The 17,237-nt window shown below is 47.6% G+C and carries 2 protein-coding genes (1 of these 2 cut by a window edge); both read left to right on the top strand.

What is annotated here, in order from left to right; all coding sequences use genetic code 11:
• Window positions 1-15,369, top strand: partial view of an Ig-like domain-containing protein gene (locus SVXnc_RS01505; RefSeq protein WP_347722199.1) — the 3' portion only. 12,813 nt of this gene lie to the left of the window's left edge; only the last 15,369 of its 28,182 coding nucleotides appear in the window; its start codon lies off the left edge, out of view; it ends in the stop codon at window positions 15,367-15,369.
• The gene (locus tag SVXnc_RS01500; protein WP_347722198.1) at window positions 15,366-17,237 is read left to right on the top strand and encodes a helicase HerA domain-containing protein; all 1,872 of its coding nucleotides are present in this window, start codon (window positions 15,366-15,368) and stop codon (window positions 17,235-17,237) included. Before SVXnc_RS01505 ends, SVXnc_RS01500 begins: the two co-directional genes overlap by 4 nt.

Genomic DNA, 17,237 nt, shown 5'->3' with positions numbered 1-17,237 from the left:
GCACAAGGCGTCTATACGGTTTACGTAGTCGCAGAAGATCAGGCAGAGAACGCAAACACTGTCTCCGTTGACGGAATTGAGATAGACAACACCGCACCGGAGATTAGCTTTGATTCACCGACAGACGGTCAGGCAGTATCAGATACAACCAGTTTCGATGTTTCAATAACTGATTCTTCCGGTAACGGAAATCCTTCAAGCTACGAGTACCGGCTTGTACGTAAAAACGGAGCGGAGGAAATAGATTGGAGCGGGCTGACCAGCGAGAGCGGAGACAGTTATTACGCTCAAATAGATACCTCGAGCTACTCGGATGATGCCTATGAATTCTACGTACACGCAGAGGACAACTCGGAGAACAGCATAACACAGAATATAGACGTTGAATTCGATAACTCCGCGCCTTCAGTAACTATAACAAACCCTGGTTCAGGAGAGAATGTAAGACAGAACGTTACTGTACAGGCAGAGATAAACGACACTATGGGTAACGATGATCCGTCCAGTTACGAGTGTAGCCTGGGTTCACTCGGTTGGAGAGCTATGAGCGGGTCAGACAGTTCTTACGCATGTGAGTTCAATACGACCAGTGTTGAGACAGGTGAAGGCGTATACAGTTTCAGTGTGCGGGCGAATGACACTTTCGATCAGCAGACACAAGGGTCTGTGAGTGTATACGTAGACAACAGAGAGCCGTCAGTTGAAACAGTAAGTGTAAACGACAGCATCGTCCACGACGGCCAGGCAATAGAAGTTACAGCGACACTGGGCGAAGATGACTCCCGGATAAGCCAGGTTCTCGTCGATGACACTAACACTATCAGTTATCAGAGCGGAAACACCTGGCAGGGAGCTACACAGGCCGGTGAAAACAACAACAATATTATAGAAGTACAGGCAACCGACATCGCCGGGAACAACGGATACAATAGCTCCGTGAGCTACATAATCGATAATCAGGCACCTCAGTTCACAGGCGATTCGCTGAACGAATCATACATTCAGACCGGTGAGATAATAGAGTTTGACGTTGATCTTAAAGACGAACATCTCAGAGAAAGCAGTGTGAACTTCAGCATCGTCAATAGCGCACAGAACCCTGTCGAATACATTGATCAGGACTGCCCGTCTTACAGCTCAAACACTTACAACTGTACAGGTACCTGGGATGGTTCGAATCCGCAGGGAGAAAACGAAGGCAACTACCAGTTCCAGATCTATACAGAGGACAGAGCCGACAACACTAACACGCTTTACTCAGAACAGTTTGTCGTTGATAACAGCGATCCAACACTTTCCTCACTTAACGTCAACGATAGCTACATTAACAGCCAGGCCACCGTCGAGTTCAGCGCTGATGTATCAGACACTCTTTACAACTCGAACAAGGTCAATATTACGCTTATAGACGCATCCGATCAGTCTTTCGTCAGAGATCTTCCGGAAAGCTGTGATGGTTCCGGTAACTGCCAAACAACGTGGAACCCAACAAACCAACCAGAAGGAAACTACACGTTCAAGATAGAAGCGACGGACGATGCTGGAAACACCGCATCCGCTTATAAACTAGGTCAGTGGGTTGAATACGATAACACCGATCCTGTTGTCGATTCAGTGAGTTACAGCGACGATGACGGGGTGTTACAGACCGGTCAGGTGGTTGATGTAAACGTGACCGTATCCGGAGAATCCGATGAAGACCTCAAGTACGTAGAGGTCGATGGAAGCCGTCTGACGTACGATTCAGAAAACAGTATCTGGAAAGGTACTACGACAGGCCAGGAAGATGAAACTGTAAACGTGATCGCAAGAGATCTGGCAGACAACACCGGGGAAAACAACTCCGTGACTTACACGGTCGACGACCAGGCACCGGTGTTCGTGGAACTATCACAGAACGACACTTACATACAGACAGGTCAGGAAATCAGGTTCTCAGCCGATATAGATGACCAGGAACTACGACCGGATCGGACTAACTTTACGGTGATGGACGGCAGCCAGAACCTGATAGAAGATCTGGATGACACCGGTGCGTGTAGCCTATATGAGGAAGGCTCGTACAACTGTACCGCCTCTTGGGACGGTTCAAATCCACAAGGCGGAAACGAAGGAAACTACAGCTTCCAGGTGTATGCGGAAGATGAAGCCGACAACAACAGGACTGAAGAGTACAGCACAGAGTTTGTAGTAGATAATACAGCCCCAAGTATGCCTGACAGCGGTTTTTCGGTCGGCGACCGGTATATTAACAGTGAAGCGACGGTAGGATTCAACGTCGAGATCAATGATTACACATTCGACCAGAACAGCGTCAACATCACACTGGTCAATGTTTCAGATGGCTCATTTGAAACAGATGTCTCGGAGAGCTGTGATGGTTCCGGTAACTGTCAGACCACTTGGAGTCCCTCAAGTGAACCGGAAGGAAACTACACGTTCAAGGTCAGTTCAACCGATCTTGCGGGCAACTCACGTGAGAAATATGTCGCCTCCGAATGGGTTTTGTACGATGATACTGCACCGACAGTCTCCGACATACAGCTGAATGACACGGTAGTACAGACAGGTCAGGCAATAGCATTGAATCTCTCGACACCAGGTGACTCGGACCAGACACTTGATTACATAGACGTTGACGGAGAAACAAACCTGACTTATGATTCACAGGACGAAATCTGGGAAGGTACAACGGAAGGATACGTTGACGGAGACACAAATATAGATGTAACCGCTGTAGATCTGGCAGGAAACGTAGAGAGCGATAGTTCAGTTAGCTACACTGTGGACAACGACGAACCACGGCTCCAGCAGCTTTCAACTAACGACAGTTACATACAATCATTCGAAAAAGTCAATCTCTCCGTCAGAGTGAACGAGACAAACCTTGATGTAGGATCGGGCGATGTCTCAATGTCTATAATCGATAACTCAGATAGCTCAGAGGTTGAGGACATCTCAGAAGAGTACTCTGTTCTGGACGACGGAAATACAGAATACTGGGCTGACTGGAATGGAAGAAGTCTTGGTTTGAACGTATCCGATGGGAACTACAGTTTCCAGGTAATAGCGACGGATGAGGCAGAAAACACCGCAACCACTGAGTTCGGTGAAGGTTTCTACGTTGACAACACAGATCCGGAGTTTTCAGAGCTTTCCGTCAACGACACCTACATAAATGACTCACAGACCGTAGGGTTTACGAGTTCAGTAACCGACGATACGTTCAACGCATCCGATACAAACGTTACGGTGGTCAACGCCGGGAGCGGAGATTTCGTGACCGATGTATCGGAAAGCTGTACGGAGAGCGGAGAATGTAGCGCAGAATGGAATCCGGAGAGCATAGGGGAAGGGAAATACACGTTCCGTGTTCAGTCAACGGACCGTTCAAAGAACACTGCGTCGGCTTACTCCACCTCCGAGTACGTCATCTACGATACGACCGCGCCAAATCCAAGTGAGGTAAGCATCAACAACTCCGTTGTCAAACCGTCCTCGGCGATTAGAGTGAACGTAACGATTCCAAGCGATCAGCCATCAGACCTACAGGAAGTAACTGCCGATGGCATAGATCTAACTCACGACAGCGGAGACCTTTGGACCGGAACTGTTTCAGCAAGAGAGGACGGCGACAGTTACGTTAACGTCAGCGTACAGGACAACGCAGGCAACATCAAACTTAATGAATCAGTGAGCTACACTGTAGACGGCACAGACCCTGTTTTCACAGGTTTCAGTCGGAACAGTAGCTATATGGCCAGCGGAGACGTCAACGAATTCTCCGTACTTGTAGAAGAGAGAAACCTGAATGTCTCACTGACCGATATCTGGGTTAAAGACGTCAGCTCGTCGAACCTAGAAAACAACGTGGAAGAGACCTGTTCACAGGTGAATAACACCTTCTACAACTGTAGTGCTTCATGGGACGGGACCTCAGGAGATAACTCGGAGTCAGGAAACTACACATTCGAGATATCAGCACAAGACCTAGCAGGTAACACACAGACCAGTTCTGACCCGGAAAGCTTCGTACTTGATAATATTGCGCCTTCGATCTCAGGTTTCAAGATAAATGATTCATACATCAACGAAGATCCTCCTGTGAACTTCACAGCAATGGTTTCCGACCAGCATTTCAACAGTTCGGCTACCGATATAACCGTAGTAAATGTCACGAACGGGAATTTAAGAGCAGATGTAGGAGAGACCTGTGCTACAGATTCAGAGAACAGTTACGAGTGTGGTGCCTCATGGGATCCGTTCTCGGAGTCCGAAGGAAACTACACGTTCGAGGTATCAGCACAAGACCTAGCAGGCAATGAGGTAAGTTCTTATACGACAGCAGAGTGGTTCTTCCTAGATAAAACCGCTCCGAGCGTGGAAAATATCTCTGTAAACGACAGTATCGTCCAAACCGGGGCAGAGATAGAGCTGGCGGCTTCGGTATCGGACCGGACAGGAGTGGTCTCGGTATCGGCGGACGGGAACAATCTGACTTACAACGGAAGCTACTGGACAGGTATCACGGAAGGAGCGCCGGATGAAACCATAGATCTGGTGTTTACAGATAGAGCCGGCAACCAGGGAACTAACAGCTCCACGGATTATACCATTGATAATACCGCTCCGTCAGTCTCAGGTTTCAAGACCAACTCGACGTTCAACATTACGAGGAAAAACACCACGTTGAACTTCACGGCCAGAACCTCTGATACGCATTTCAGAGAGATAATGTTAGAGAACAGATCGGATTCAAGCTGGGTGAATATGAGTTCGGTATCCGGAGATCTCTACAGCAAGGTGCTTAGACCGGAGCAGATCGGTATAAACGGCGAGGGCGACTACAATATTTCAGTTAAATCAGTTGACGAGGCTGAAAACACCGCATACGATCACTACCAGTTTGAGATAGATAACTCGGCAGCAGATATCAGTAACGTAAGCCTGAACGACACCATTATCCAGTCAGGTAGCTCGATAAGAGTTAACGCAACTGTTGACGGAAACAATCTAGAGAATGTGACCGCCAATGGCCGGACGATGTCTAAAATCGGCGAACATTGGTATGCGAATATTACAGTCGATAACACGAGCCAGAACCCGGTAAATATCACTGTAGTAGATAAGGCCGGCAACATAGGGCAGAATATAAGCGCGGACTATACTCTCGATGATACCGCTCCATCAGTAAGCAGTCTGTCAGTTAACGCCAGTTTCAACACTTCGAGAAGCAATGTGTCATTGCTTTTCCAGTCGAATATCACTGATCGGCATCTCCGAGATGTGAGTTTCAACGGTTCTTCGATGGACAACCGCTCTCTATGGGAAATAATCAAGGTGCCTGCGGACTCAGGCTGTCCGAGCATGGTGGAAGGCCGTAACTGTACGTTTGAACTGTCTGCGACGGACGAAGCCGAAAACACCGCGACCGACAACATCACCTTGACAATCGATGACAGACCTCCACGGGTTTTCACACCGGCAACGAATAACTCGAATAACTTCGTTCAGTCAGGTACGTTAGTCGAGTTCAGAGCAGATCTAAGAGACGATTACTTCCAGAATGCCACGGTCTCGAACTCAGAGCAGGAGATCTGTGAGATGTCGCTTGTAGCAGCACCTAACTTCTATAGATGTGCCGGTAAAATCAACGCCACCGGCAACTATACTTTCAACGTACAGGATAAAGCAAGCAATATCAACAACGGTAGTTCAATTAACATCACTGTAGACGATACTCCGCCTGTTTTGGAGAATTTAAGCTCGAATGCGTCGTTCGATGTATCGAGAAGCAACCATACATTGAACTTCACGGTAGAGGTGAACGAGACTTACCTAGATAACGTGGATCTGAACGGGACAGCGATGACCGAGCTAGATGAAGACCACTGGAGTGTCGTTACAACACCGCAGAACTTGGGATGTGACTCAGATACCACAGCAGACTGCCTGCTGAACGCGACAGCGACCGATAAGGCCGAAAACACCGATTACTCATCTTACGAGCTGAAGATAGATGATGAAACTCCTGTTGTAAACCGCGTCGAGTTGAATGATACTATTGTACAGTCTAACTCTTCTGTCCACGTATCAGTAAATGTTTCAGGAGAGTCTAACACCAGCATTGAACACGTAAAAGCTGAAAGCCAGAGAATAAACTGGAATGGAAGCCATTGGACAGGCAACATAACTGTAGATAACGATGGAATCGTCAATGTTACAGCTACGGATCATGCGGCAAACACCGGCGTTAACAGCACCGCTGGATACATTGTCGACGATACTGCGCCCGGACTAACAGGTTTCGGATCGAATGCGTCGTTTGATGTATCCAGAAGCAACCACACCGTGAACTTCAGTCTCGAAGTATCTGAGCCAAATCTCCGGAATGCAACAGTCTACAACCAGACATCCGGGGAGAGCGAAGTATTGACGAATAGCTCAGGTGTTTTCTCGATACTTGCCGAGCCAGCATCCCTTGGGTGTTCGACAGAAGTGAACAGAGAGGTATGTAATCTTGAAGTCACAGCTGTTGACAGAGCGGATAACGTAAACAAGACCGATTACAATCTGACGGTTGATGATGTAGCTCCAGAGTACGAGTCTATAACCGCCAATGACTCGGATAGAGTCTACAGACCAGGACAAGTACTGAATTTCACAGTAGTATTCGCAGATGAGACCAACAGCACCTTAATCGATCAAACGCTTGAAAATGAAACGCTCAATTACAGCTCAAGTGATGGAAACCGCTCGACCTGGGAATTAAGTACCGCTATTGACAATGATGGCTATATCAACGTGACTGCGACAGATCAGGCGAACAACACCGCAGTTAACAGCACAGAAACATACTTCGTTGACGATACAAACCCATCGATCAGCGACCTGGATACTAACTCGACAAATGATATTGAGAGAAGCAACCAGACCTTGAACTTCACGGTTAACGCCTCGGATAAGTACAACGTCTCGGAAGTCGTGCTTGAAGACCAGGAGATGATGGCGTTAGGTAACGACACGTGGAGCCTGGTTACAGAGCCTTCAGAGTTTTCATGTTCCGAACCATACTGTGTTCTAAACGTTACAGCTACGGATAACGCAGGCTGGAGCAACTCGACAACTTACAATCTGAGCATAGACGATACAGCTCCAAGCCTCTCCGGGTTCGAGGTATTGAACGCGACGGAAGGAGATCCAGAGACTGCGAAAGGAGAATGGTACCTTGAATGGGAGCTAAACGCAACGGATAACACCAATTTGACAGCAACAATGTTTGCGGAAAACAGTACAGCCTCTCCTCTAGGAAACATCTCGGTTATGGACTCAGTTGACGGTGAAACATTCAGACTCATAGAACAGTCCGATTACTTCAATGCTACTAACGGCACATTCGATTTTATCGGAAGAGTTACCGATGAAGCAGGTAACATCAACCGTTCGGCGGTCACACTTGATATCAGCGCCCAGCCGCCGACAATCGAATGGGTGCGCTCAGAGGATTCAACACCGGAGGTAAACAGCGAGTACGAGATAACCGCTAACGTTTCGGATACAAACAGCATTAGGAATGTAACGATGAATATTTCGTGGAACGGCGGAAGCGAGCTGAGAACTATGAGTCTTCCTGAGGAAAACAAAAACGGCGAGAACCTGACCGGCGGAATATACAACATCAGTTTCACTCCTGTAAGCTCAGGGCCTTACAACGCAACCGTAGAGGCCGAGGACGGTACAAACGAGATCAATATAGAAGAGTTCCCACGTTTCATGGATGCGATAGGAACCACAACCGGTCAGACGGTGATAGATCCGAAGACTGTTTCATTTGAAAACATCACACAGAACTACACTGGCTCTTACGTCGCAACAGTCAATTTCACAAACACAGGTATGACAACGTCGTATGATACAGAGATTGGAAGACTATCTACTCCACAGGGAATCAGTACGAACAGTACCCCAGTATCATGTGGAGAAGTTCTGAACGGCTCGAGCTGTACAAGTACTGTGCGGATAAACGTCAGCTCTGATGCGCCGACAGGTAACAGGACTCTGTTCGCAGCCGTGGGTTGGGAGAACCCGGATGGCAGTTCAGACTCGGAGTCAAATACGACGTTCGTCTACAACGCAGAGAACCCGGTACTGAGAGAGACCGGTGGCGAGGTATACAGAGAGAGTTGGTGGAACGAGACGGTGAACTTAACGAATTTCAGTGTTTACAGCTTCGGAAACACCGAGCTTCAAGATGTAAGTGTTACGAGACAGACCGGCAGACTGAACAGCTCTCTGTTCTTACAGGGACGTTTCTTCAGTTTCGATCCGAACGGATTCGATGTTGAGGAAGGAAAGCGTCAGAACTCGACGATGAATCTCAGAGTAGACAGCAAAGGCAACTACACCACGAGATTCCTCGTCAACGCCACAGGAACCAGCTGCGGCTCTAACTGTACAGACACGAAGACTGTTGATTTGGACGTATTCAGGAAGCTGGATGTTGGGATTGAAAACAGCTCCCGTACGATCTACCGGCAGACCGATCCAGTCCGGCTCCAGGCAAATGTATCGAATGAGGAAGACGAAGGTATAGAAGACTACACAGTAGGGTTCTACGACAACGGGAGCTTGATTGAAAACGTCTCAACAGGTCCGGAAGGTATCGCAACTATCGACTGGGATACGGAAAGCGAGGAGGTCGGTCCGCACAATATATCGGTTAGGATCTGGGACGATGAATCAAGATACTACAGAGCATTCCGGCCGGAAGACAGCATAGAGCTTACCTTGAACGACTCGCTCAACCTCAGCACTTCGTTAAGCGACAATCAGATGTACTGGTACGACACCCATGAAAACCACAACGTAAGCTTGAACTACACTCTGGAAGACCGGAACAACAACCCCGTGGGAGGTACAGAGATCCATCTTTACACAAACGCCACCGGCAGCTTCGAGCAGACAGAGACCTGTATAACAAATGGAGCCGGCAGATGCGAGGTTGTCTGGAACACAGATATCGCCCAGCCGACGACAGCTCAGGTACGAGTTAACACGACCAAAAACTACTTCGATCCATCAGGAACCTTCACGGACATAGTTGAGATACTTGGAGGTTTCTCAGTGGACATAGTGACTCCTGAGGAAAATAGCGGAAGAGACGAAGATCTCGATGTAGTTAGAGGCACGACACAGCTGCTCAACTCCTCTGTGAAGAATGCGGACGGAGAGGAGGTAACTCCAAGCAGTCTTAACTGGACGATCAACAGCTCCTCGGGAAGTCTGCTTCTCGGACAGTCCAAACAGATCCAGTGGGACGTCAACTCAAGTATTGCCTATGGAAACCACGTTTTGAATGCTACAGCTGAAAGTACAGAAGCTAACACCGCAGACACGGTAAATATCAGTGTCTACGATCCGGCGAACATCAGTTTGACATCCAGTCCGGCGGAAAACACTGCTAGAAACAACACCTTAAGTTTCGAGGCCTATGTGGAAAACACCCGTACCGGTTCTCCGATCGAAGGCTACACGTGTAAGCTCTACGATGGAGACACACTGGTCAACACCTCGACAACAGACCCTAGTGGGAACTGTACAGTTGAATGGACAGTTGACAAGGACGATCACGTCGGGAACCATCAGCTCAGAGTAGGTATCTCAGAGGAGCGAGGTAGCGAATGGTACTTACCGGTTGAGAACTCAGGAGAACAGTTCCAGGTAGAGGTAAAAGAGCAGCTCAACGTAACAGCCATCCAACCAGAAGGAATAGTCCACAGATACGGAAACGAAAGCCTGGAGGCTGTTGTAGAGAATCTTTACGGCGATTTCAACGCAGACGTTAAGTGGATCTACAATGACGCCGTTATCACAACAGGACAGACCGCCTACTGGAACACGTCAGGAATAACGCTCGGAGAGACCAGTATAACCGTGGAAGCCAGCAGTACGAACTACAGTTCTGGCAACGACACCTCTAACTTCACTGTATATGGATACAGCCAGCATAGCTTCAATCTATCGAACAGCTACCGGAAGACAGACACCGTGAACCTTTCAGTCCGCGTAGAAGATACTAACACGACTGAAGGAATCAGTAACTACTCCGTCAAACTGTACAGAGAGTTTAACGGTACGAAAACACTTTGGAAGAACGGCACGACAGCCGAAGGCTATTACAACACAACTTGGAACACCACAAATACCACAACAGGCAATTACAATATTAAAGCTGCGATAGGCGACAGCGAAAACGTTTATTACAACGCAACAACCTCGAATATAACACAGCAGGTTTTCGTCGGCGGAACGCTCTATACCAACGTTGAATCTGTCTCAGAAGACACGGTTTTCCGGGATGGATACGCTGGGGCGGAAGAGACTACTTTCGAACTTAGTGTAGCCGATAGGTTCGGAGCTGTGGAAAATGCGACCGTCAATATAACTGCCGACGGCGAAGATCTTGGAGACTGTAGGACTGATACAGAGGGTAACTGTAACTACACGTGGAATCCTGATCAGAACACCTCTATTGGCGATGTTAACGTGGTATTCGAGACAGGTGCTGAAAACTACTTTGATGCGGCTGAAGTCAACCGTTCGATTGAAGTACGGACGGCTGTCGAGCCAAGTTGGAACGACAGCGAAGAGGTACGAGCGTATAACTTCTCGGAGAAAGACGGAGTGACCTTGAGACCGCGGATACTGGAGACCTTTACCGACCGAGGAGTAGAAGATTACAGCTTCAATCTAGGTTACGGGGATTTGAAGGAAGATTACAACGTAAGCCTTGACTCAGAAGACTGGTCGAATAATGGAACAGGAACCAGTCTTGATGCGGTAAACGGACTTTACATCAACCAGACTGTTTTAAACAGAACAGTTGATATCGACGACAGAGAAGAGCTTTCTCTGGAAGTCAATAACCTGACAGGTAATCTAAACGTTAGTGTGAACGCTTCGGGCTGGAGACAGCTAGCGGAGCTGAAGGAAAATGGAACCCGGAACATTTCATTCGCAGACGTAAACATTACAGAAGTCCGACTTGAGACAAACGGATCAGCAGTCATAGAGAGCATGGTTTTCAAAGACACAGATCTTGGAGACCGGAAGGAGCTTATGGTAGCTGAGATGCTTGGAGAGAACGCCTTCGAGTACGATGACGGTGACTTCGAGAAGGCCGAGATTAGAAATGATTACCTTGCGTGCGCCAACGACGGCTCCTGTAACTTCAACAGCACTTACGTAGGCGAAGAGCCAGGTTACAGCGACAGCGTTGAAGGTCTCAAAGATGACGGCGTCTTCGGCTCGGAAGGCCTAACCGCGAACATATCAGAAATGAGTATGAACCAGAGCTTCTCAGTTATCCGGCATTACGAGGCTTTCGGTGGCTCGGATTTCAGCGACTATGAAGCACTTAGCTTTTGGATGAACAGTCCTTTGAACGCAACGCTTCGGATAAACGACAGCTCCGGCTGTAGCTACACAGAACGTATTTCAGCCACCGAACAGTGGAGACTTAAGCAGATCAATCTATCCGGTTACCTGACCTCATGTAACCGCAACGTCGAATCAATCCAGCTTGACTTCGAGAACACGTTAGAAGATAACCTGTCAACAGAGGTCGGACTCGATGAGTTCAACCGGCTTAAGACAGCTACGACGGAGGCCGACGGCGAAAAACCACTTCAGTGGCTGCCTGAGGAGACCGGAGACCACTACTTTAAGCTGGAGATTGAGAACACGACTTATTACAACACAAGCCAGCGCGTAGCGTTCAAGAAAATCGAGCTTAAATCCGGCGGAGGAGGTTCAACCCCTGAAACCGGAGGCGAGGGAACAAGCAACAATGAAGAAGATGAAAACGCACCGAGCGAAGGCATAAACGCCACGTCCTTCGATGTAAATCCGAAGAGATTCAATGAGACAGTGGCTGCCGAAACTTACGGCGTACTTGGGAACATAACAGTCTCCAATAGCTTCAATGATCAGAACCTAGAGATTAACCTGAGTGAGACTGAGAACGCACAGCTCCTCAAGGTGAAAGACCAGATAAACCTTCCAGCTGATGGACAGAGAGACGTTGAAATCGGGTTTAACACTTCTAGTACCGGAAGCTATAACTCCACTTTGACAGTGTTCCGTCCGGCAACGAATGAGACGATTGATGTGAATATCACCTTGGATGTCAGACCGGTACAGATGGAGATACTGTCAGTTAGCGCGGAAGAAGGTAGAGAAAATGTTACCGCAGGCGACAAGCTGAACCTGACAGCTAACCTTACTTTGGATAGTCAACCGGTCAACACCTCTTCCTGGAGAGTTACAGCCGGCGATACCGCGTGTGGAAGCTCCAACGCAACTTACAGCAACCAGACAGGGCTATGGAGTATTTCATGTACAGCTCCAGAGATCACAGGCAACCCTATCAACAATACATTGGAGCTGGAAGCTACGACCTCTAACTACGAGATCAGAGATTCACGTGCGGTAAAGTACAGGGATGTCACGCCGCCGAAGGTAGTCTCCAGGGAAAGTGAGAACGTAGAGCAGAACAGTAAAGCCGCCCTGAAGATTAAGGCAGAGGATAACGTAAAGATAGCTAACGTCACAGGAGCGCTAATCTATCTGGAGAACAACACGAAACTGGAAAACCTCTCGTTCAAATACGATGACGGTTTCTATGCTGCGAACGCCACCCAGACCGTCTATGAAGGCGATTACGATGTGAACGTGACGATTGAAGATGTAAACAACTATACGCGGACGATACGTATGCCTCTATCAGTCTTCCCGATAGTAAGCTTCCAGGGAGAGATGGAAAACGTTAGGCCGGAGTTTACTTTCAAGAGACCTGGGTCGAACGATACGTTGGCAACCGCCGAGTCAAACGATTCAAGTTACAACATGTCGGTTCAGAACCGGACATATGACGTTGAGATAGGCGCAGAGGTCACAAACAACGAGGGTGATCAGAGACACAGTCTTGAGTTCAGAAACTCCAGCATCGGGGAAAACCAGACCAATCCAATCAGGCTTTCCTCTCCGGATATTGGAGATGCTGTAAACTACAGTCACCCCAAGAATACGACGAACAAGTCATTTGCTGCGATCAGTATTTCCAGCAACATGAGCTTCCAGGAGGCTGTCGTAACTCTCAACTACAGTCTTACAGAGGACTTCGATGAAGGCGAGGAAGACGGACTACAGCTCTATAAGTGTGGCTACGATAATATCAGCCGTTGTAGTTCAACGGACTGGAACAACATCACAGAGGAAGTAAACACGTCAGACAACCTTGTTTCAGCCAGAACAACAACAACTTCGAGCTACATCATTGAGAGATACTTCTCACCAGGCCAGAACAACAACACTGACAACAACGAGAATGAAAACGAGAACACAGAAGAGGATTCAAACAGCGGCGGAGGTTCATCCTCAAGCGGTGGAGGCTCCGGAGCAAGTAGCGGAGGCGGCGGATTAGGAGGCCTGACACCGGAGAATGACACTCTTAACGGAACCGATGAAGACGATTCTATAGGAGAAGAGCCTTTCATTATTTCTCCAAGAATCTTCCAGCCAATAATGTTTAGAGGGGAAGAACGCACGTTCCTCCTAGAAATAGATAACAACAAGAATTCCTCAATCGACCTTGAGTTGAATGTAACCGGAGAGCTGACAAGAATACTTGAAATAGAAAACAGCAGCGTGACAATACCACCTAACTCATCAGTTATCACAAGAATGACAGCTTCCGTGCCAGAAAACGCCACAATAAAGAGCTATAACGGCATTATAACCGCGACCTATGGAAATGAGACCACGAGAAGCCCTCAGCAAATCCTTATAGCAAGAGAGGGTATAGAAGGAATGACTCTGAACGTAGAGCCGCTGGCGAGGTCCGTTGAGCCAGGTAATAACGTAACGTTCTCGACGGAGATCGACGAGATAGATCTTGAGACTCCGATAAACGTGACTGCGACATACTACTTCCGGGAAAGTGAGACCGATAGAATAATCGCAGAGATAAACCAGTCGATGAATATAAGCCAGCCGGTCTCGTACAGGAACTCCTTTGACACATCCGGCGTCGGAACCGGAAGTTACTACATTCAGGCAGTTGTAAACGGAAGGAAAACAACAGTAGTGGACGCAGGAACCTTCACAGTCTCAGATAGTTTCTGGACTCCGCTTAGAACACGGATCGCTATCTTGCTTATCCTCGGAGCAGTTCTAGCGGTCGGCGGATGGAAAGGCTACCAAGAATACTGGAAGAAACGGGAGGAAAACGAGCGGTACGTCGCACCTGTCGATTACAACAAGCTACCGGCAGAATCAGAGGACAACTTCTGGGTTGGAGACGTAGCAGAGACTGAAAAATCAGCTTTCATCGATCCCGATGATCTTACAACTCACGCAATTGTCTCAGGTTCGACTGGGTCGGGTAAATCAGTAACAGCAAACGTAATAGCAGAAGAAGCACTAGAAAACGACATACCCGTCGTAGTATTCGACCCAACAGCACAATGGACCGGATTCGTCAAAGAACTAAAAGACGACGATCTCGGAGACCATTACTCCAGATTTGATCTGGATGTACAGAACGATGCCCATCCTTACCGCGGAGTGATCAAGGAGATTGACTCGGAAAACCCAGACATCAACTTCGAAGAACTCAAAAACGAAGGCGAAATCACAGTATTCACGTTAGATCAGTTGACCACCGAGGAGTTCGATCAGGCGGTAAGAGCTATTATTGATCAGATTTTCGAAAAAGAATGGGAAGAAAGCCCTAATCTGGAGATGCTTGTGGTATTCGATGAAGTTCACCGGCTTCTGGAAGAGTATGGAGGTCAGGGCGGTTATCATGCTCTGGAGAAAGGGGCGAGAGAGTTCAGAAAATGGGGAATCGGCCTAATGATGTGTTCACAAGTCACAGCAGACTTCAAACAAGCAGTATCCGGAAACATCATGACAGAAATACAAATGCAAACCAAATCCATGGAAGACATCGAAAGAGTAGAGAAAAAGTATGGCGAGGAGTTTGCCAAGCGGATCAGTCAGGAGGATGTTGGTACAGGCATGATCCAAAACAGCAACTACAACGACGGAGAACCATGGTTCGTCGACTTCAGACCAACATACCACAACCCACACAAAATACCAGACACAGAGCTGAAGAAATACCACAAGCTTTCCGGAGAGGTTGAAGAGTTAAGGGATGAACTGGAGAAGCTTGAAGAGCAGGGAGAAGATATTAGAGATATGCAGCTGGAATTCCAGCTTGCGGAGAACAAGTTGAAGGAAGGACGGTTCAAAATGGCAACAATGTACATCAACAGCCTAAAAGACGAGTTGAATATTGAATGAAGAAGACAGCGTTACTAGCAGCACTGATTTTGTTTACAGGGGCGACTACAGCAGACATATCTGCGAATGAGGAGATACCTTCTTTGAACGTTGTTTTCAGTGGAGAAACACAGGTATACACTTTAGAGATTTTGAACAACGGAAATGAGTCCGAAGATGTCAGACTGAGACCTCAGGGCGATATAAGGGACGTTGTAGACATCCAGCCTACAGCTTCAGTTCCAGCCGACGGTTCGACAAACGTGCTTGTGGAGCTGAACCCGTCTAACAACACTGACGTAGGTCTTTACATAGGCAGATTGTCAGTCAGAACCGACAGCCAAGAACAGAGCATACCTCTCGGAGTACGAGTCATAGACCGGAATATCGCAGATGTCAAACTGGATATTCAGACCACCGCAGAGACCATCAGACCTGATCAGAACCTGACAGTGCTTTCCGTAGTCTCAACCAGCCAAGATGAAAGAGTAAATACTTCTATAAGTTATGAGATAAGAAGCTCCAGCGATGGACAGAGACAGGTTGAGACCTCACGGACCGTAAACTTCAACGGCATAAAATCCTACAAACACAGTCTGAATCCTGATAACCTGACAGTAGGAGAGTACTATGTCCAGGGATCGATCACCAATGGCAACCGGACCGTTACCTCAACAGACACTTTAACAGTTGTAAATCCCTTCTGGACACCTACAAGAATCAGGGCCGGAATACTTCTCATCGCAGTTTCTGCTATAATCGGCGGAGGAGTCTACACTTTCAGATGGTACCACCAGCGACGAAAGGATGAAGCAAGATACGTTTTCCCCGTAGATTACAGCAAGCTCCCGGAAAGAGAGGACTTATTCGAAGTTGGCAAGGTCGCAGAAACAGAAAAAACAGCATACATCAATCCTAAAGACCTCACCACTCACGCTATCGTAGCAGGTTCGACTGGGTCGGGTAAATCAGTAACAGCAAACGTAATAGCAGAAGAAGCACTAGAAAACGACATACCCGTCGTAGTATTCGACCCAACAGCACAATGGACCGGATTCGTCAAAGAACTAAAAGACGATAACCTGCTCGAACACTACGACCGGTTCGACATGGACAGCAGTTCAGACCCACATCCATACAGAGGCGTGATTAAGGAGATCGATTCCGAGAACCCCGATATTGACTTTGAGGAGTTGAAAAACGAGGGAGAAATCACAGTATTCACACTAAACCAATTAACCACAGAAGAATTCGACCAAGCAGTAAGAACCATCATCGACCAAATATTCGAAAAAGAATGGGAAGAAAGTCCAACCCTAGAAATGTTCATCGTATTCGACGAAGTACACCGACTGCTAGAAGACTACGGCGGCCAAGGAGGATACCACGCACTCGAAAAAGGGGCGAGAGAGTTCAGAAAATGGGGAATCGGCCTAATGATGTGTTCACAAGTCACAGCAGACTTCAAACAAGCAGTATCCGGAAACATCATGACAGAAATACAAATGCAAACCAAATCCATGGAAGACATCGAAAGAGTAGAGAAAAAATACGGAGAACAGTTTTCTAAAAGAATCAGCAGCGAAGACGTAGGAACAGGTATGATTCAGAACTCAAATTACAACGACGGAGAACCATGGTTCGTCGACTTCAGACCAACATACCACAACCCACACAAAATACCAGACACAGAACTCAAAAAATACCACAAGCTCTCAAAGGAGCTGGATGAAGTCAAAGACGCGCTTTCAAAACTGGAGGATGAAGGTGGAAACATCAAGGACAAACAGCTGGAGCTTAACCTCGCGGAGAACAAGTTGAAGGAAGGAAGATTCAAAATGGCAACAATGTACATCAACAGCCTAAAAGACGAATTGGACATATCTTAA

The organism is Candidatus Nanohalococcus occultus, from assembly GCF_029207735.1.
GTDB classification, from domain to species: Archaea; Nanohalarchaeota; Nanosalinia; order Nanosalinales; family Nanosalinaceae; genus Nanohalococcus; species Nanohalococcus occultus.
This window is presented reverse-complemented; position numbering and strand designations above follow the sequence as displayed.

Coding starts and splice junctions, on each gene's coding strand:
- SVXnc_RS01500 (WP_347722198.1), top strand. CDS start 15,366: ATGAAGAAGACAGCGTTACTAGCAGCACTGATTTTGTTTACAGGGGCG.